This window comes from Maribacter dokdonensis DSW-8 (assembly GCF_001447995.1).
Lineage (GTDB): Bacteria > Bacteroidota > Bacteroidia > Flavobacteriales > Flavobacteriaceae > Maribacter > Maribacter dokdonensis.
Genome location: NZ_LDPE01000001.1, coordinates 282,640 through 301,087 on the forward strand (window position 1 = coordinate 282,640; position 18,448 = coordinate 301,087).

The following is an 18,448-nucleotide window of genomic DNA, read 5'->3' on the forward strand; positions in this document are numbered from 1 at the left end:
TATGAAGATTGCTGTATTGATTATGGCCGCAGGTGCCTCAAGAAGAATGGAAGGCATTAAACAACTTATGCCCTGGAAAGACTCTAATTTTCTAGTTGAAACTATAAGAACTGTTCAAAAATCTGATGCCACAAGTGTTAACGTTGTTCTAGGATCCAATGCGGATCTTATCGCATCTACCTGTCAATTAACTGAAATGAATATAAACGTATTCACCAACACCCATTGGGATAAGGGTTTAGGTAATAGTATTGCATACGGTGTTCAATCATTACTAAAGCAGCATGAACCATATAATGGTATTTTAATTTGTTTGGCTGATCAGCCCTTACTTGAACATCAACATTTAAACAATTTAATTGACCAATTTGAAAAAAACACTTCTAAAATTATAGCTACGGATTATAATGCAAAAGCAGGTGTTCCTGTATTGTTCCCTACATTGCACTTTAAGGCATTGTCTCAACTAGATGGTGATTTTGGAGCAAAAGACTATTTGAATAAACATACCAACAACATCATCTCTTTAAATGCAGCAAGGCAAATAAAAGATATTGATACCACTAGAGAATACGAACAGTTAATGGCAGAAGCCAAAAAAACACATATTTAGCAAATGACCCAACTTAAGAGCACCATTTTAATTACTATTTTGGCCGTAGTTACATCACCTAGTTTTGCCCAAGAAATGGGCTTTGAAGAATACAATCCAACATCTACATTAGTTGTACCGGGAACAGAGATTACAAAAGCAAAATTCCCGTTCATTGATGTTCATAGCCATCAAAGAGATATGTCCGTAGAAGCCTTAAATGGTTTAATTACCCACATGGATGCCATGAACGAAGCCATAATGGTGAACCTAAGTGGTAGATCGGGCAAAAGCTTAAAAGAAAAAATCGATAATATCAATAAAAGTTATCCCAATAGATTTGTAGTATTTGCCAATGTTGATTTTGAAGGAGCAAAAGATATGGCATGGGGCGAACAAGCTGCAGCTCAATTAGAACAAGACATAAAGAATGGCGCTAAAGGACTAAAAATATTTAAAAGCTTAGGACTGAGAAATAAAGATGCCAATGGCAACCGATTGGCCATTGACGACCCGCGCTTAGATCCCATTTGGGCCAAATGTGCCCAAATGGGCGTTCCAGTATTAATTCACGCGGCTGATCCCAAATCTTTTTGGGATGATATGGATGCAGATAATGAGCGTTGGCTAGAGCTAAAAACCCATCCTAGAAGAAAACGTACGGCAACAGATCCCGCCCCATTTGAACAGATTATTCAAGAACAGCACAATGTATTTAAAAAACACCCTAACACTAAATTTATTAATGCCCACATGGGTTGGCACGCAAATAACTTAGAAAAACTAGGTGAATTATTAGATGAAATGCCAAACATGAATGTTGGGATATCTGCTGTAATTGCCGAGTTAGGAAGACAGCCACAACATGCAAGAGCTTTTTTTATCAAATATCAAGACAGGGTATTATTTGGAAAAGACAGTTGGAAGCCCGAAGAATTCCCGACCTATTTTAGGGTGCTTGAAAGCAATGACGAGTATTTTCCCTACTACAAGAAATACCATGCTTTTTGGGCAATGTACGGATTAAACTTACCCGATGAAGTGTTAAGGAAATTGTACTACCAAAACGCTCTAAACCTTATTCCTGGTTTAGATACTTCTTTGTTCGAAGAGTAAAACCTACACCTTTTTGAGTTCAACGGTTTCTTCTACCACAGGAATATCATCTACATTTTGAAAAATGCCACATGAAACTTGTTTCTTGACCAAGCTTTGTGTGCTTTTTCTTTTTGTCAATGCTTCTATCTCAGGATTTAAAAACTGCATATCACGTATTTTTTAATAAAACGCACATATGTACCTCATGTTGTATGCGTTAGAATTAATTTACCCTAATTTAAAAAAGAATTTACCTGAAAGTGTGACAAATGAGAAAATCAACATACTAATGGGGAAATAAGTTTTAAGAGATGCAGAAAGAAGCGGTCTTCACAAATTTAATACGAGAACATCAAGGACTTTTGTATAAGGTGACTTCAATTTATACTGATAATAAGGAAGACCAAGAAGATCTTTTTCAAGAAGTGGTATTTCAACTTTGGAAATATTTTGATTCGTTTCGTAATGATGCCAAAATAACAACTTGGATGTATCGCGTGGCAATGAATACATCTATCACATTTATAAAAAAGAAAAAGAGACGACCAGATTCCGTTTCAGTTGCTGAAGTCTTTATTAACGAATCTGACACCCATAATGAAGTTTTTGAAGAACGATTACGGTTACTTTATCAGCATCTAAAACACCTGAATACATTAGAAAAGGGACTCATTTTTCTATTGCTAGAAGGCAAAAGTTATAATGAAATAGCACAGATTACGGGCTTGAGTGCAAGTAATGTGGGTACAAAAATATCTCGAGTAAAGAAAAAGTTAAAAACGAACATGACAAATAAATAAATCATGGAAATAGAAGAACTACAATCCGCTTGGACAAAAATGAGTGATGAATTAGATCAACAAAAAAAATTAACGAACAAAATCATATTAGACATGACAAAACAGAAATATCAGAACAAATTCACTACCATTACCAAATATGAATCTTTAGGCGCATTGGTATGTTTCGCAATCGCATTATTTGTAATCTTTAACTTTAACAAATTAGATACTTGGTATTTGCAGGCATGTGGGGCATTTACGCTCTTGTTTTTAATTGTATTGCCGGTTTCTGTGTTATCAACCCTTAAAAAAATCAAGAATATCGATATTCTAAATGGATCTTACAAAGAGAATCTTAAAGTTTACGTGCATACAAAAAATAGATTGCTCAGGTTGCAACAGATCGGAATTGTGGTTGGTTTTATTGGCTTGTTTTTCATTGTGCCGGTAACCTCAAAAATAATTTCCAACAAGAACGTTTTTCTACATAGTTTAAAAACGGAACAAATTATTACTTTGACTATAACATTAGTTGCTATGGCTTTTTTCTGTAATTGGGCATACAAAGGGTATAAAAAGATTACAAGATCTGCACAAGAGCTTTTACAGGATTTGGAGTAATCAAATTATTCGGTAAGCTTCTTTTGAATATAATTTAAAATCAGCATCCAATTCATTTTTAGTAGGAGAGAGGCGGTTGGCACATTATCATCGGCAATGGCAGAAATAATGGCTTCATGCTGATTGTCAGATTTATTATAAAAAAAATCGTCATTGGTGAAAGCATGCTCATAGAAAAAAAGACGAGTTTTGAGGTCATTTAGTATTTTGAGCGCTAACTCGTTTTTGTATCCTTTGGTAAGTAATCTATGAAATTCCAAATCGGCTTGAATTCTATCAAGGGCATTGGTGGCATTTTCAAAAACTTCTTGTTGTGCTTTCAATTTAATTATATGCTCTTCATTAAACTCTGAGTTTTCAATAGCCATAACCTCTAAATTGGCTACCAATTCATAGAGATCTTCAGCTTCCTCTACATCTAGTTCAGCTATAATAAACCCTCTATTTGGCACAGCTTTAATTATCCTTGACTGCTGTAATTGTGTAAGTGCTTCACGTATTGGGGTTACACTCACTTTTAAATGTCTTGACAAGGCTGCTAAATTGATTGTTTTTCCGGTCTTAAGATTACCTGTAATCATTTCGGAAAGTAAATAATCTCGTACTTGGTCCCTTAAATTCATTCTAACAATCATGTATCAAATATAATATATCGTATACGATTAAAACTAATGTTTAGTTTCATTATTGCCATTCATTACACTTACTAGCTGCTAATGTGTAACATAGCCATACTATACAGACTATTTTTTCGTTTTATCCACACAACCCTACAATTAAACAAACATGAAAAATCTAACATCTTATTTAAAAAAAGGAATTCTACTTACGGGAGTATTGTGCATGGCATATAGCTGTAGTGATGACGACACTACCGCCCAGGATGTAACACTATCCCAAACAGAACTTAAAGCAGTTCTAGAAACCGATGAAATTATTGGTGATATTGATCTTGCTTTATTTGAGCTATCTTCTAACGACAGCAGTACCGGCAAAACTTCAAATAATGATTGCTACAGTGCAGTATATTCAGACACGGGCTATGTTGCAACATTCAATAATTGTGTATTGAACGGAACTGATAATGTTAATGGCACTTTAAACGTTACTTATGACCAACAAGGAGAAACAGGCTCTTTTACAGCTAGTTATGTTGACTTTTATGTAGGAGAAATTAAAATAAATGGAACCAGATCATTCACGTTCAGCACAAATTCAGATGATAGCGCTATAACTTTTGAGGTTACTAGCGATATGACGGTAGAAATGGAAGATGGTTCTATAATTGCTGACAGCGGAACCAAATCTACCACTATTGCATTCAACGATAGTAGTACGTATAGTATTGAAGGTAATTGGACCGTAGTTTTTGAAGGTAATACCTATAATGTAAACGTAAACAGTGCATTAACAAGTGAATTATCTTGTGCTTATGTTTCTAGCGGAGATATGGATGTTTCTAAAAACGGACTCTCAGTAAATGTACATTTTGGTGATGGCACTTGTGATGATATTGCAACACTTACATACCCTAATGGAGTAGAGGAAGAAATTACTTTAGAGGATTAAATAAAATAATGAAAATGAAAAGGGATAAGACTTTTAGGTCTTATCCCTTTTTTTTTAGCTAACTCAAAAAATTCTTAATGTGTAAACTGTCTACTTGCTACCCATTGCACTCTTTTACTGGTCTTAAAGCTTGAAAAGAATGTGTTTCTCCTTGTTTCCGTTGGTGTATTTCTGATAAAAGTTCTCATGATGTTCGTTTTTAGATCTGGTGATTAGTCAGATTGATTAATGATCGATTGTTTTTTGATTTGATGTGTGATGATATTAATGTGTAAACTGTCTACTTGCTACCCATTGTACTCTTTTACTGTTCTTAAAGCTTGAAAAGAATGTGTTTCTTCTTGTTTCCGTTGGTGTATTTCTGATAAAAGTTCTCATGATGTTCGTTTTTAGATCTGGTGATTAGTCAGATGGATTAATGATCGATTTTTTTTTGATTTGATTTGATGTGTGATGAGCGTTAATGTGTAAACTGTCTACTTGCTACCCATTGCACTCTTTTACTGGTCTTAAAGCTTGAAAAGAATGTGTTTCTTCTTGTTTCCGTTGGTGTATTTCTGATAAAAGTTCTCATGATGTTCGTTTTTAAATCTGGTGATTAGTCAGATTGATTAATGATCGATTGTTTTTTGATTTGATGTGTGATGAATATTAATGAGTAAACTGTCTACTTGCTACCCATTGTACGCGCTTACTATTTCTAAAAGCGGTTAAAAAAACATTTCGTCTAGATTCGGTTGGTGTATTTTTAATAAAAGTTCTCATGATATATTGTTTTTAATTGATGAATAATAATTCTGTTATACTTACAAGACGACCATAAATATATTTTGTTACAGTACTATGCATAAAAAGGTACTATTTTTAACAAATTAAACTTCTACAAATTATTTAATAACTTGATTTACAATATTTTATATTATTTCGTAAAAATTAAATTTTAACAAAAAATAGAATAAAATAAAATAACGGTGTATTAGAATTAAGAATTATAAGGTTCTAAAATGTAAAAAGAACTGGCGTAATGTATCTTAATATTGAAATTAATCTTAAGTCTTTCAAAACTTTGATAGTTTGAGAGCTACGAATGCTAAATAATTGAAATACAAATCATATCTTTGTAGAACTTTAGAGGGATGCAACTAATATCTGCAATGACCTTACAACAAATGACATCGTAGTTAACCCATAAGCTTTCCTTCGGTTATCAACGTCACTACGTATTTCAACCCCTTTACAGTAAAATCTATTATTATCATTAAAATTACGAATGGCAAAATCGCAACAAACATTTAATAAAACTGAAAAAGAAAAAAAACGCTTAAAGAAGCGTGAAGAGAAGAAGAAAAAAATGCTAGCCCGTAAAGCGGCAGCAAAAGAAAATGGTACTTCGGGTATTCCTCTTGCTTATGTAGATTTCAATGGAAATTTGGTAGACACTCCGCCAGATCCAGCAATGAAGGTTGAAATAGAAGCAGAAGACATTGTATTAGGTATACCAAAGAAAGAAGAAGGTGATGTTGAAGAATTTGATCCGGTAAGAAACGGTAAAGTTTCTTTCTTTGATACCACTAAAGGATTTGGTTTCATTATCGATGCTGAAAACAACGAGAAATATTTTGTTCACGTTAGCGGATTGATTGATGAAATCATGGAAAACGACAAGGTTTCTTACGAGTTAGAAAAAGGCATGAAAGGCATGAACGCCGTTCGTGTTAAAAAAATCTAACATTCTCAATAACATTCAATGGCAAAAATGCAGCGTAATACCTTATTGGTGATTCTGTCATTTTTTGCCATTTATTTTATTTGGGGCTCTACCTATTTATGGAATAAAATTGCCGTAACTGAACTACCTGCATTTATGCTTGCAGGAATTAGATTTGTTACTGCCGGTAGTTTAATTTTTATCATCTCAAAATTTTTGGGTTTACCCTTAAAAATTTCCAAACAAGAATTCAAAAATACTTTCATAGCAGGTTTTCTATTTCTAACTTTTGGAAATGGGGTAGTAGTATGGGCATTAAAGTTCGTAGATAGCGGGTTTGCAGCGTTAGAAGTTTCTGCCCAACCCTTGGTGGTATTATTAATGATGCGGATAATACAGGGTAAAAAAATACAACCTATGTCTATCATTGGTGTTATTTTGGGCATTATAGGTGTATTCTTATTGGTAGGTCAAAAAGAGATCATAGCTCAAGAAGGTGCTGTACTAGGAATGACACTAATTTTTATCTGTATGCTAAGCTGGTCTTACGGTAGTTTGTTTGTTGGTAAGGCCGTACTACCTAAAAATTTCTTTGTAAATACCGGGTATCAAATGCTAACTAGTGGTCTTTCATTAATGATTATAAGTACATTCCTGGGTGAAAAATGGTCTTCACCACTTACCTGGAGTACTCCGGTAATCTGGTCCATGCTACTTTTAATAATCTTTGGTAGTATTATTACATTTACTGCATTTAATTACTTGTTAAGAATTGTTTCCCCAGACAAGGTGGCTACATCAACTTATGTTAACCCCATTGTTGCAATGATACTTGGTTGGTATTTCTTGAACGAGAATATCACCTTGCAATCAGCCATAGCCTCTGTAGTTTTATTAACGGGAGTATACTTTATAAATACCAAAAAAAGTTTGACCATTCTATCTCGCTTTTCAGGTAAGCGAATTCCTAAGAAGATAGTAGAGTAGGGGTAATCTTTAAAACTTGGGACGGTTTCATTTGACATAAAGAGATATCACCTATTCTTATACGTACCAAACGTACCGTAGGGAAACCTACCGCAGAAGTCATTTTTCGTATTTGTCTGTATTTACCTTCCTTGATCACCATACTGATCCATGATGTTGGTCTATGTCTACCAATGCGCAAAGCAGCACTTGCTTCTGGTAATATTGGTTCTTCTTTTAAGTAATCCACATCACACGGTAAAGTTTCATACTTTTTACCGAATAACCCTATGACCACACCTTTAGATAATTTATCTATAGCGTCAGTTGTTACTAAACCATCCAATTGCACCAAATACTGTTTTTCTATTCCTGATCTATTGATGTCATCACTCCATTTTCCATCTGTGGTCATCAGTAACAAACCTTCAGACTTCTCATCAAGCCTACCCACAGGCATTGTTCCTTCAGGAAAATCAGAAAGTTCACTTAAAAAGCGTTTTTTTCGAAGTTGACGGTCTTCTCCAGAAGTTAATTGACTTAACATGCCAAAAGGTTTATAAACCTTAAAGTGGAAATGTTCCATTAAATTTCTGCCTTACAATTAATATTAGTTACAAATGGTCGCAAAAGATACCCTTTTTAACCCATGAATTAGTAATAAACTAGCGAGATTGTTACCTTTGCACACTCCAGAGAAGATTTTATGCAAGAGACAGTTTTTGAACTACAGGACAGAAAGACAGATAAAGAACTTTACAGCTACCAACAAGGAGCAATTCAACAAATATTTGACAAGTTCGATTCAGAACGAGATGATTACCACCTTCTATACCAATTACCAACGGGTGGTGGTAAAACCGTAATTTTCTCAGAAATTGTTCGCCAGTACCTTAAGAACCATAACAAGAAGGTTTTGGTTATGACTCACCGTATAGAGTTATGTAACCAAACTTCTACCATGCTTACAAGTTTTGGTGTTGTAAACAAGGTTGTGAACAGTAAGGCAAACCTTGATGACCAAGAGCGTTATAGCTGTTATGTTGCCATGGTTGAAACACTGAACAATAGGTTGAACGATGATCAGTTGGATATTTCTGATGTTGGTTTGGTCATTATTGATGAGGCTCACTATAATTCTTTCACCAAACTATTTAAGTTCTTTGAAAATTCGTTCGTACTTGGAGTAACGGCAACTCCGTTAAGTTCTAACAAGGATTTGCCAATGAACAAGAACTATGATGAACTTATACCTGGTGAAACCATAGAAAATCTTATTGCCAATGACTTTTTGGCAAGAGCAGAAGTGTTTCATTATGACATGGGACTAACTTCATTGGAAATTGGTTCTAACGGTGACTATACCGTTAAGTCATCTGCGGATCTTTATACAAGCCCGGCAATGTTGAGCAAGCTTTTAGAAGCTTACACCAAACATTCAAAAGGTAAAAAGACCTTAATTTTCAATAACGGTATTGAAACCTCCATACAAGTTTACCATACCTTTCAAGCTGCAGGTTTAAATATTATGCACCTTGATAATACCGCAACAAAAAAGCAGCGAAAACAAATTTTAAAATGGTTTAAAGAAACACCGGATGCCATATTAACTTCGGTTAGTATTTTAACAACTGGTTTTGATGAACCTACGATTGATACTATTATATTGAACAGGGCTACAAAATCTCTTACGCTTTACTATCAAATGATCGGTAGGGGATCTAGGGTCTTGAACAATAAATCCAAATTCACCGTAATCGACTTAGGTAACAACCTATATCGTTTTGGACCTTGGGGCGCAGATTTAGATTGGGGTGCAATTTTTAAATCGCCCAATTTCTACATGGATCGCATACGTGATGATGAAGATATTGAGAGCGATTTTAAACTTGAACTTTCAGATGAAGTCAAAGCTGAGTTCAAAAACTCCAAAGAAACCTATTTTGATATTAAGGAAACTTACGAAACTGCAACATTTGCAGGGGAATCTTCTAAAGTAGTTCTTGAACGATCTATAGCTCAACACGCATACATTTGTATTGAAAACAGTGAAGATGTCTATGATGCCATAGCATTGGCAAAGCTATTAAAAGAAGATATTGATAATAGAATTCACGTTTACGGAAAATGTATTAGCAAAAGCACCTATAACTTTTTAAGTTGGCTAAAAGATGATTATCAAAAGAAACTAAATGCTTATTTACGTGAGAATTTTGATTCTGTTTTTGAAGATATACATGGTCACCCGCCAGAAGATTAAAATAATAACTTATAAAAAAAAGGGCTATTCGTAAGAATAGCCCTTTTTCATTACAAAACTTAACCTTATTCTACGATAAGACTATACTGTGGCGTTGGATTTAAAGGGCAGAAATATACATATTCACCTTTTTCTAATTTAGTTTCTTTAGAATGACCAACCGTGTTGTTCTTAACCGCTGCAGTTACATATGCAGTTTGAATGTGGTTCTCTGGTTTTGAAGCATCTTTTCCTTTTTTTACTAAAACCAAACCTACATCTTTACCCACATTATTGTTGGCAACGTCAAAAATATAAGTGCCTTCGCTAACAGTGATAGATTTTTGGGTGAATTCCCCTGTTGTTTGCTCTAAGGCAATTTTCTTAACTGGCTGCTTCATCATTTTGTCTTGTGCATTTGCGTTGAATGAAAATGCCAATACGATAACTAAAATTGATAATACTCTTTTCATGTTTTTAAAATTTAGTGTGGGTTTCCCCGTTTTAATGATTAATAATTATTATTTGTAATTGTTTATAAAGATGGTGCTACAGGAAAATCAACCGGAACCTGTGTAGTACTGTGTATATAGTTGGAAATTGTTTTATCACCAACCAATGATATTGTATCTATTAAATTGGCTTTTGTATAACCTGCCGCAAAATAATCGTTCAATACGTCCTCATCAGTGCGGCCTCTATTTTCAGTAATATTCTTCGCTAATTTTGCAAGTGCATTTAATTTAGTATCAAAAGAGGCTTTTCCTGCTCTAAGCTCTAAAATTTGTTCATCTGTAAAACCGTTCATTTTACCAATGGCTGTATGTGCCGATAAACAGTAAATACAATTGTTAACTTGGCTTACCGCTAAATTGACAACTTCTTTCTCCTTAGCTGATAATGAAGTTTTGGCATTTGCAAAATTCAAGTAGTTTTCTAATGCGGTATCGCTATTGGCATATGTGGCATATAAATTAGGAACAAAGCCTAATGCTTTTTCCAAATTATCGAAAATACCTTGATTTTTCTCGCTTACTTCTTCTCTTGTTGGTACATTAAATGTGCTCATATTATATTTTTTTTAAAATTGAATTTATTATGTTATTAATCTTGTACAAAGGTAAATTGGTGAAGTAGTTATGGTCATGCTTGAAATTCCCATTGACATGTCAATTTTTCCCTCAAAGCAATGAATTGAATACTCGGGCCAGTTTTGAGGAATTATCAGAATCACAATAATAGTCCGATAAATGATTGTGCTTACAATGCTCTTTCACATTGATTGCATTAGACGCGTCTATCCTTTTAGATGTAAATATTTCTATTAAATTAAAAATTGATTTGTGTTTTAAGTTCATGTCTTTACTGTTTTAATTCTACAGTACAAAGATCATCTTTAAGTGAAACTTAAAACGGGCTATTTTACCCTAGTAGTTGTCAATTTTTCCCTAAACGGCTTTTGTCAGTTGTTTCTTAAATTGAGAAGGAGAGAGGCTTGTCAATTTTTTAAATAGCCTACTTAGATGAGATGCATCTTCAAAACCAATTTCATAAGCAATTTCCTTTGCTGTTTTATCGGTATAAATAAGTAGTCTTTTAGCCTCAAGAACTATGCGTTCATGTATTATTTGTAAAGGAGTAGTATTGAATTTTGCAAAGGTATTTGAAAGGGTCTTAGGAGATTTAAATAACTTATCCGCGTAAAAAGAGACAGAATGCTCCTCTTTAAAATGGGCTTCTACCAACAAATTATATGACCTTAGCAAATCTAGCTTTACATCACTGGCAGCACTTCCAAATCCTTCTTTTGCCTTAAGCAGCCTTGTGCTCATTATCATAAAACGAGCCATAAGCATTCGTAGCATTTCGGCTTGTATCGTATCTTCCGTATTTAATTCATCCACAAAAACCTCATGAAGGGTATTAAACTTTCGTTGTTCATTTTCTCCTAAATCTATTAATGGAAAATGTGCATTGCTAAAAAATAACAACCCAGCACAACTTACTTCTTGGTCATGGTCTTTAATGCAATAAAACTCTCTATTGAACTGATAAACAATTAAATCTTTACCCTCAACAAAATGAATAAATTGAATTGGTGTCAACGCAAGCAGACTATGTTCTGAAATAATATATGGTATGCCATCTACCTCAATAGTGGCTTTATTACTTGTAGTTCTAATAAAAATATAGAGTCCGGCTTGTTTTGGTTTTTCGTAATTCTCCAACAAAGCTTCGTTACCAATTTTTAGTAATCCGCCAGTACTAAAATCCTTAAAAACTTCTTGCATGAAGTCTTGGTCTTAAAAAAGGTTGATACATTACAATCCTCTATATTATTCTGCTTGTAGAAATTCAAATAAGACGACCGATCTTATAAAATCCTCATGAGGGAATAATATTACAATTAGTCGAATAATTCTTTCAAAACAAACTTATAGTATTAGATTTAACCAATCAACTATAACAACCAAATACATGCGAACTTTACTCAGTTGCATTCTTTTTTTATGCATTACAATTGCCTACTCACAAAACGAATTAATAACTACGTGGAAAACAGATAACCCAGGTGTTTCTGATGAGAATCAGATTACGATACCATCATATTATGGAAATTATGGAGAAATCACTATAGCGTGGGGTGATGGCACTATTGATACTTATTCTAATAGTTATAATTTAATTCATACTTATGCAAATCCTGGCACATATAGTGTAGAAATTACTGGTAATTTTCCAGGCTTTTATTTCAAGGATTGGGGAGATAAACAGAAAATAATCTCTGTTGATCAATGGGGAGATATTGAATGGATAGCGGCTCAAGAGGCATTTAGTGGTTGTGAAAATTTAGATGTTATAGCAAATGATAGTCCAAACCTTTCCAAAGTCACTTCAACAAACCAAATGTTTAGCGGCTGCTATTCATTGGTTGGTACTCCAGCATTTAACAATTGGGATGTTTCAACGATTACAAATATGGACAGCATGTTTAGTTCATGTTCTATTTTTAATTCTCCAATTGGAAACTGGGATGTGAGTAATGTTGAAAATATGCCAGCAATGTTTGTAAACGCTACTTCCTTTAATGAAGATATTGGAAATTGGGATGTAAGTAACGTGAAAATAATGTGGGCGATGTTTTCTGGATGCCATTCTTTTAATCAAAATATCAACAATTGGAATGTTTCAAATGTTATAAGCATGGGCTGGATGTTTACAAATGCGAGAGCTTTTAATCAACCTTTAAGTAGTTGGGATGTATCTAAAGTCATAAGCATGGACCTAATGTTCGATAATGCATTGGCTTTTAATCAAAATATTTCTAATTGGGATGTTAGCAATGTTACGAACATGCGTTATATGTTTAAAAATGCAAAGTCCTTTAATCAACCCGTTGGAGACTGGGATGTAAGCTCAGTTTCCAACATGGAATCCATGTTTGCAAATGCAGAAATATTTAACCAACCCTTGAATACTTGGGAGATGACGAATGTCATAAATTCATCAAAAATGTTCTATTATGCCTATAATTTTAGACAAGATATTTCTTCTTGGGATGTTAGTGCTGTAACTGATATGTCTGGTATGTTTAATGGAGCGACAACCTTCAATTTACCCATTAATAACTGGGATGTGTCTAGTGTAACGGATATGACTAAAATGTTCAATTATGCATATTCTTTTAATCAAAATTTGAGTAATTGGAATGTTAGTAATGTAACCGCAATGGATAACATGTTTCATGGAGCTAATTCTTTTAAACAAGATATTTCTACATGGAACATTAGAAATGTTACTAGTATGGCTGATATGTTTTTGGATATTGGTATGTCAAAAATAGTATATGACAATATTCTTAATGCTTGGTCAGCATTACCACAATTACAAAATAATGTGATTTTTAATGCTGGAAATAGTGAATATTGTTCTGGCTCAACTGGCAAAGATGAATTAATAAATAATTATAACTGGACTATTATTGATAGTGGAGAAGTTTGTTTTTCACCAAACCAATTTGTTACAAAATGGAAAACAGATAATCTTGGTACTTCAGCAGATAATCAAATAACTATTCCAACATACCCTTATGAAATTTACAATTATAGCGTAAATTGGGGTGATGGAAACATTGATACTAATATTAATGGTGATATAACACATACCTACGATACCCCAGGCACATACTATGTTTCCATTAGCGGTATCTTTCCTAGAATTTATTTTAATGAAAATGGTGATAATGATAAAATTTTGACCATTAATCAGTGGGGTTCCAATCAATGGTCATCTATGGAATCGGCTTTTGCAAATTGCTCAAACTTATCGGTGGCAGCCAATGATGTTCCAAATCTAACCAATGTAACTAGTTTAAGTCGAATGTTTTATTATTGTAGCTATGGGTTTGATAATTCAAGAACTCGTATGTTCTCTAACTTTAATGGTATTAAAAATTTTAATGATTGGAATGTTAGTAATATTATCGATATCTCCTATATGTTCGATAAGTCTGCATTTAATCAAGATATTTCGCAATGGGATGTTAGTGGTGTAGTAAATATGTCTCATACGTTCTATAGTACTCCTTTCAATTTTGATATTAGTAAATGGGATGTAGGTAATGTAACTAATATGTCGGGAATGTTTGGTTCCAGTAATTTTAATCAAGATGTAACCAGTTGGAATGTTAGCAATGTTACAAACATGGATTTTTTATTTAACAGCACATATTTTGATCAAGACATTTCTTCTTGGAACGTTAGTAATGTTATAACTATGCGGCACATGCTAAGTCAATCCAGCTTTAATCAGGATGTATCTTCTTGGGATATAAGCAATGTTTTTGACATGTCAAATATTTTTGACGATAATGACCTTTCAAGAGATAATTATGATAATATTTTAATTGGTTGGAGTCAGTTACCAACTTTACAAACTGGCACCATTTTAGGGGCAAAAGATGTTCAGTATTGTTCTAGCAAAGATGCTAGAAAACTTTTAATAGAAAATTTTAACTGGAACATTTTTGACCAAGGTGAAAATTGTGAAATAGAACGACCATTTATAACTAGCTGGAAAACAGATAACCCAGGAGCTTCTGATAATAATCAAATTACTATTCCAACAAATCCTTATGAAGTTTATAATTATAATGTTGATTGGGGAGATGGAACAAAGGATGTGGGTGTAACAGAAGATATAACTCATTCTTATGAAGTGCCAGGCACGTATCAAGTATCTATTACAGGTAGGTTTCCCCAAATTTTCTTTAATAACAGTGACGAAGATTATCCTTATCAAGTCCCAAGAAAAACTGCTGATCCTAAAAAAATTATTTCAATTGACCAATGGGGTACAGTACGTTGGAATAGTATGAGTTTCGCTTTTGCCGGTTGTTCTAATTTAGATGTTTTAGCATCAGATGTACCTGACTTTTCAAAGGGTATAGAATTTTCGCATATGTTTTATAATTGTTCATCACTTATTGGAAATGAAAGCATGGAATTATGGGATTTAAGTAACACCATTATGTCTGCAAACGCAATGTTTTCAGGAGCTTCATTATTTAACCAATCTATCGACAATTGGGACGTAAGCAATATTAGATATTTGAACGATATGTTTAAAAATGCAACATCCTTTAATCAAAACTTAGAAAATTGGAACATAAGTAAAGTTGAAAATATGGATGCGATGTTCAATGGTTCAGGTATATCTATTGCCAACTATGATAAAATACTGAATGCATGGAGCACTTTACCTTCCTTGATCAACAATGTAAAATTTGGGGCAGCAGATACCAATTTCTGCAATAGTATAGAAGCCAGAAATGAACTTATAAACACCTATGGTTGGCAAATCATAGATTCTGGTAATGATTGCTCCGGCACATATTTCATAACTACCTGGAAAACTGATAACCCTGGAGTTTCTGAAGATAATCAAATAATTATACCAACATTTCCTGGTCAAACCTATGACTATACGGTAGATTGGGGCGATGGTACTATTGAATCAAATTTTACAGGAGACGCTACACATACTTATTTAACCCCTGGAATATTTCAAGTTTCTATTTCGGGAGAGTTTCCAAGAATTTATTTTGAAGGAAATTTTGGAAATGATAGTAATGGCGATTTTATAGTTAATGATATTGATGATAACGATAAAATATTAAGTGTTGATCAATGGGGGGACATAAAATGGAATTCTATGGAAGCTGCTTTTTATGGCTGTAGTAATTTAGATGTTGTTGCAATTGACACACCAGATCTTTCAAATGTTCAATCTATGAACGAAATGTTCTTATTCTGTACTTCACTGAAAGGAACGCCTTCTTTTAATAATTGGGATTTAGATAATGTAACTTCCCTAGCAAGTTTATTCTTTCAAGCTGATAAATTCAACCAAGATATTGGGTCATGGGACACATCAAATGTTACTAATATGAATGGAATATTTCTAATGGCCAGTTCCTTTAATCAAAATATCAACGGGTGGGATACTAGCAATGTTACTAATCTTGGAACTGCCTTTCATGAGGCAACCTCCTTTAATCAGCCATTAAACAACTGGGATGTTAGCGCTGTAAGGCAATTTAATTCATGTTTTGGAAGCACAAATTTTAATCAACCATTAAATAATTGGAACCCCATAAGTGCCTACGAAATGACAAATATGTTTGCAGATAATCCAGTATTCAATCAGAATATCAACTCTTGGAATGTGAGCTCAGTTACTAATTTTGGTGGTATGTTTGGAAATGCAACTGCTTTTGACCAACCACTAAATGACTGGAATGTTAGTGCTGCTGAATTCTTAGGTGGAATGTTTTCTAATGCCACTAGCTTTAACCAACCACTCAATGATTGGGATGTTTCAAGTGTAAAGGAAATGGTGAATATGTTTGCAGGGGCTTCAAAATTTAATCAAAATATTACTTCTTGGGATACCTCCTCAGTAACGGATATTAGTGGAATGTTTAGCGGTGCAGAAATGTTCAATCAAAACCTTAGTATGTGGAATGTAGCTAAAGTTACAGATATGTATTACATGTTTGCCTATGCTTCTTCCTTTAACCAAGATTTGGGTGGCTGGAATGTTTCAAACGTTACTAATATGGAGTTAATGTTTTTGGATACAGGATTGTCTTTAGAAAACTATGACAGCACACTTATTGGTTGGTCCAACTTATCTTTATTACAAAACAATGTAAATTTTAATGCCAGCTCTAGTCAATACTGTGAATCCGAGCAGGCTAGGCAAATGATTATAGACACGTATGGTTGGACTATCACCGATGGCGGAAAAGCCTCTTTCTGCAACGAAGACAATGATTTTGACGGAATTTTAGATCATAAAGATTCTTGTTTAGATACAAGACCAAATGTTATAGTGAACGATAATGGTTGCGAAATAATAGCAGCAGATGCCATTTTGGTTTATGGGGCTACACCAACTTGTCCGGGAGAAGCAAATGGAAGTATTTCTATTTCGAGTGAGTTAACTGATTATATTTTTAATATAGCTGTTGAAGGTCCAGTTTCAACAGACTATAATGAGGTATCGTTAAATGAGAATATAAAAGTAGCTAATCTTACCACTGGTTTGTATATGGTCACTATTTCTATTCCAGATATATCGTATTCTCAAACCTATGGCATTCAAATCAACGAAGTCGGCTCAATCTCTGGAAAGCGAGAAAGTTTAAATACCTCTGCTAAAACGGCAACTTACAATGTGGAGGGCAGCTATACTTATATTGTTGATATAAATGGAGAACTAAAAAACTTCAGCTTTACATCTAACGGAAAAAATGAAATTCAATTATCGGATTTATCTGAATTCAATGCTATTTCTATTAAAGGAGAAAGTGACTGCCAAGGGATGGTTACCGATTCATTTGGCTTTTCAGATGGTATAATAATGTTTCCAACAATTACTTCGGGAGAAGTGTTTATCCAAGGGTATGAAGAATCAAGTACCGTGTTGGTTTATGACTTATCGGGTAAGCTAGTAATAAGTAAAACTTTTTCAGGGCAAGACTCAAATGCAATCGACTTACAAAATTTAGAAAATGGAATGTACCCTATAGTCATTCAATCAAAAAAAGGTTCAAAAACATTTAAGATTATAAAGCAATGATATATAAAACTTTAAAATATTTCACTAGTCTTTTATTACTATTTGTATGCTTAAATTCCTGCGATAAAAGCACTCCTGAAGAGACGGAAAAACAGATAGACAAAGAGGTTCCTACTAAGGTAACAGGCACTTTACCTGTTAATGGGGAGCCTTGTTCAGAATTTGAGCTTATACCTAATAATGATACCAAAGTCTCTATTTTATTTAAGTGGAACGCTGCGCAAAATACTGTAAATTATACCTTAGAAGTTTTATTAAACAACCAGCAAGCGGTAAGCTCCACTGTTGGTGGACTGGAAGCTACGGTTAGCTTAGATAGAGGCAAAACCTATACTTGGACAGTGACTTCTAAAAATGAATTTGGCACTACGGAAAGTGATACGTATTCTTTTACTACCCCTGGTTTAGCCGAAGTTAATTATGCACCTTATGCCGCAGAAATCAGTACTGATTTTAATACTCTAACGCAGTTGTTAACCATTAGTTGGATTGGAACAGATGAGGATAATGACCTTTTAACCTACGATGTAACTATAACCGAAAATGAATCAGAAATAATTGAAGAGTCTGACATAACGGATAATAGCATATCTGGAATTGAATATAATTCTGGCACCGAATATTATATTAAAGTTATTTCTAAAGATAGTACAGGTAGTTTTTCTGTTTCTGAAATAACCGCTAATTCTCCTGAATAGTTTTCTAATTAAACAAAAGAGCTCTGATAA

At 33.8% G+C, this 18,448-nt stretch carries 16 protein-coding genes; 10 read left to right on the plus strand and 6 right to left on the minus strand.

All coding sequences use genetic code 11. The features are described from left to right. The first annotated feature begins 1 nt into the window (after position 1). Complete coding sequence (locus I600_RS01305) at positions 2 to 613, plus strand: nucleotidyltransferase family protein (protein WP_167342502.1); 612 nt, start codon at positions 2 to 4, stop codon at positions 611 to 613. A 3-nt stretch (positions 614 to 616) separates the two neighbouring features. After that, the gene (locus tag I600_RS01310; RefSeq protein ID WP_058102712.1) at positions 617 to 1,708 is read left to right on the plus strand and encodes an amidohydrolase family protein; all 1,092 of its coding nucleotides are present in this window, start codon (positions 617 to 619) and stop codon (positions 1,706 to 1,708) included. 3 nt (positions 1,709 to 1,711) lie between these two features. Here I600_RS01310 and I600_RS19270 read toward each other — a convergent pair whose 3' ends face one another. Then, the gene (locus I600_RS19270; protein ID WP_167342504.1) at positions 1,712 to 1,858 is read right to left on the minus strand and encodes a hypothetical protein; all 147 of its coding nucleotides are present in this window, start codon (positions 1,856 to 1,858) and stop codon (positions 1,712 to 1,714) included. A 143-nt stretch (positions 1,859 to 2,001) separates the two neighbouring features. Here I600_RS19270 and I600_RS01315 point away from each other — a divergent pair, with 143 nt between their 5' ends. Next, positions 2,002 to 2,490, plus strand: a complete 489-nt coding sequence (locus I600_RS01315; RefSeq protein ID WP_058102713.1) for an RNA polymerase sigma factor — start codon at positions 2,002 to 2,004, stop codon at positions 2,488 to 2,490. 3 nt (positions 2,491 to 2,493) lie between these two features. Continuing rightward, a complete protein-coding gene (locus I600_RS01320; protein ID WP_058102714.1) occupies positions 2,494 to 3,093 on the plus strand; it encodes a hypothetical protein in 600 nt (199 codons plus the stop codon). Positions 3,094 to 3,098: 5 nt separating this feature from the next. Here I600_RS01320 and I600_RS01325 read toward each other — a convergent pair whose 3' ends face one another. Then, positions 3,099 to 3,728: a GntR family transcriptional regulator gene (locus I600_RS01325; protein WP_058102715.1), complete on the minus strand. Its 630-nt coding sequence runs from the start codon at positions 3,726 to 3,728 to the stop codon at positions 3,099 to 3,101. Positions 3,729 to 3,879: 151 nt separating this feature from the next. Here I600_RS01325 and I600_RS01330 point away from each other — a divergent pair, with 151 nt between their 5' ends. From I600_RS01330 to I600_RS01340, 3 genes are all read left to right on the plus strand, one after another. Beyond that, positions 3,880 to 4,662 (plus strand): hypothetical protein, encoded by a 783-nt coding sequence (locus I600_RS01330; protein WP_058102716.1) that lies wholly within the window; start codon positions 3,880 to 3,882, stop codon positions 4,660 to 4,662. A 1,270-nt stretch (positions 4,663 to 5,932) separates the two neighbouring features. After that, positions 5,933 to 6,391, plus strand: a complete 459-nt coding sequence (locus I600_RS01335) for a cold-shock protein (protein WP_036154395.1) — start codon at positions 5,933 to 5,935, stop codon at positions 6,389 to 6,391. An 18-nt stretch (positions 6,392 to 6,409) separates the two neighbouring features. Further along, on the plus strand, positions 6,410 to 7,357 hold the full coding sequence (locus tag I600_RS01340; RefSeq protein WP_058102717.1) for an EamA family transporter: 948 nt from the start codon (positions 6,410 to 6,412) through the stop codon (positions 7,355 to 7,357). Here I600_RS01340 and I600_RS01345 read toward each other — a convergent pair. Next, positions 7,338 to 7,922, minus strand: coding sequence for a pseudouridine synthase (locus tag I600_RS01345; RefSeq protein WP_058102718.1), 585 nt, complete (start codon positions 7,920 to 7,922; stop codon positions 7,338 to 7,340). The genes I600_RS01340 and I600_RS01345 overlap by 20 nt on opposite strands. Before the next feature lie 120 nt (positions 7,923 to 8,042). Between I600_RS01345 and I600_RS01350 the strand changes: the two genes are divergently transcribed. Continuing rightward, positions 8,043 to 9,596, plus strand: coding sequence for a DEAD/DEAH box helicase (locus I600_RS01350; protein ID WP_058102719.1), 1,554 nt, complete (start codon positions 8,043 to 8,045; stop codon positions 9,594 to 9,596). 65 nt (positions 9,597 to 9,661) lie between these two features. Here I600_RS01350 and I600_RS01355 read toward each other — a convergent pair whose 3' ends face one another. The 3 genes from I600_RS01355 to I600_RS01365 all read right to left on the minus strand — a co-directional run bounded on the left by I600_RS01355 (position 9,662) and on the right by I600_RS01365 (position 11,866). Further along, positions 9,662 to 10,048: a hypothetical protein gene (locus I600_RS01355; RefSeq protein WP_058102720.1), complete on the minus strand. Its 387-nt coding sequence runs from the start codon at positions 10,046 to 10,048 to the stop codon at positions 9,662 to 9,664. A 62-nt stretch (positions 10,049 to 10,110) separates the two neighbouring features. Continuing rightward, on the minus strand, positions 10,111 to 10,644 hold the full coding sequence (locus I600_RS01360) for a carboxymuconolactone decarboxylase family protein (protein ID WP_058102721.1): 534 nt from the start codon (positions 10,642 to 10,644) through the stop codon (positions 10,111 to 10,113). A 379-nt stretch (positions 10,645 to 11,023) separates the two neighbouring features. Beyond that, positions 11,024 to 11,866 carry a helix-turn-helix domain-containing protein gene (locus tag I600_RS01365; protein ID WP_058102722.1) on the minus strand — a complete coding sequence of 281 codons (843 nt, stop codon included), beginning with the start codon at positions 11,864 to 11,866 and terminating at the stop codon, positions 11,024 to 11,026. Between the two features lie 187 nt (positions 11,867 to 12,053). Here I600_RS01365 and I600_RS01370 point away from each other — a divergent pair, with 187 nt between their 5' ends. Both I600_RS01370 and I600_RS01375 read left to right on the plus strand, forming a co-directional pair. After that, complete coding sequence (locus I600_RS01370; protein ID WP_058102723.1) at positions 12,054 to 17,720, plus strand: BspA family leucine-rich repeat surface protein; 5,667 nt, start codon at positions 12,054 to 12,056, stop codon at positions 17,718 to 17,720. After that, positions 17,717 to 18,418, plus strand: coding sequence for a hypothetical protein (locus I600_RS01375; protein ID WP_058102724.1), 702 nt, complete (start codon positions 17,717 to 17,719; stop codon positions 18,416 to 18,418). The genes I600_RS01370 and I600_RS01375 overlap by 4 nt, the downstream gene beginning before the upstream one ends. The last annotated feature ends 30 nt before the right edge of the window (positions 18,419 to 18,448 follow it).

What these genes read in the sequence shown, in the direction of transcription:
- I600_RS01370 (WP_058102723.1), top strand. Translation starts at nt 12,054, where the DNA reads ATGCGAACTTTACTCAGTTGCATTCTTTTTTTATGCATTACAATTGCC.
- I600_RS01350 (WP_058102719.1), top strand. Translation starts at nt 8,043, where the DNA reads ATGCAAGAGACAGTTTTTGAACTACAGGACAGAAAGACAGATAAAGAA.
- I600_RS01325 (WP_058102715.1), bottom strand. Translation starts at nt 3,728, where the DNA reads ATGATTGTTAGAATGAATTTAAGGGACCAAGTACGAGATTATTTACTT.
- I600_RS01360 (WP_058102721.1), bottom strand. Translation starts at nt 10,644, where the DNA reads ATGAGCACATTTAATGTACCAACAAGAGAAGAAGTAAGCGAGAAAAAT.
- I600_RS19270 (WP_167342504.1), bottom strand. Translation starts at nt 1,858, where the DNA reads ATGCAGTTTTTAAATCCTGAGATAGAAGCATTGACAAAAAGAAAAAGC.
- I600_RS01320 (WP_058102714.1), top strand. Translation starts at nt 2,494, where the DNA reads ATGGAAATAGAAGAACTACAATCCGCTTGGACAAAAATGAGTGATGAA.
- I600_RS01310 (WP_058102712.1), top strand. Translation starts at nt 617, where the DNA reads ATGACCCAACTTAAGAGCACCATTTTAATTACTATTTTGGCCGTAGTT.
- I600_RS01305 (WP_167342502.1), top strand. Translation starts at nt 2, where the DNA reads ATGAAGATTGCTGTATTGATTATGGCCGCAGGTGCCTCAAGAAGAATG.
- I600_RS01340 (WP_058102717.1), top strand. Translation starts at nt 6,410, where the DNA reads ATGGCAAAAATGCAGCGTAATACCTTATTGGTGATTCTGTCATTTTTT.
- I600_RS01375 (WP_058102724.1), top strand. Translation starts at nt 17,717, where the DNA reads ATGATATATAAAACTTTAAAATATTTCACTAGTCTTTTATTACTATTT.
- I600_RS01335 (WP_036154395.1), top strand. Translation starts at nt 5,933, where the DNA reads ATGGCAAAATCGCAACAAACATTTAATAAAACTGAAAAAGAAAAAAAA.
- I600_RS01330 (WP_058102716.1), top strand. Translation starts at nt 3,880, where the DNA reads ATGAAAAATCTAACATCTTATTTAAAAAAAGGAATTCTACTTACGGGA.
- I600_RS01315 (WP_058102713.1), top strand. Translation starts at nt 2,002, where the DNA reads ATGCAGAAAGAAGCGGTCTTCACAAATTTAATACGAGAACATCAAGGA.
- I600_RS01345 (WP_058102718.1), bottom strand. Translation starts at nt 7,922, where the DNA reads ATGGAACATTTCCACTTTAAGGTTTATAAACCTTTTGGCATGTTAAGT.
- I600_RS01355 (WP_058102720.1), bottom strand. Translation starts at nt 10,048, where the DNA reads ATGAAAAGAGTATTATCAATTTTAGTTATCGTATTGGCATTTTCATTC.
- I600_RS01365 (WP_058102722.1), bottom strand. Translation starts at nt 11,866, where the DNA reads ATGCAAGAAGTTTTTAAGGATTTTAGTACTGGCGGATTACTAAAAATT.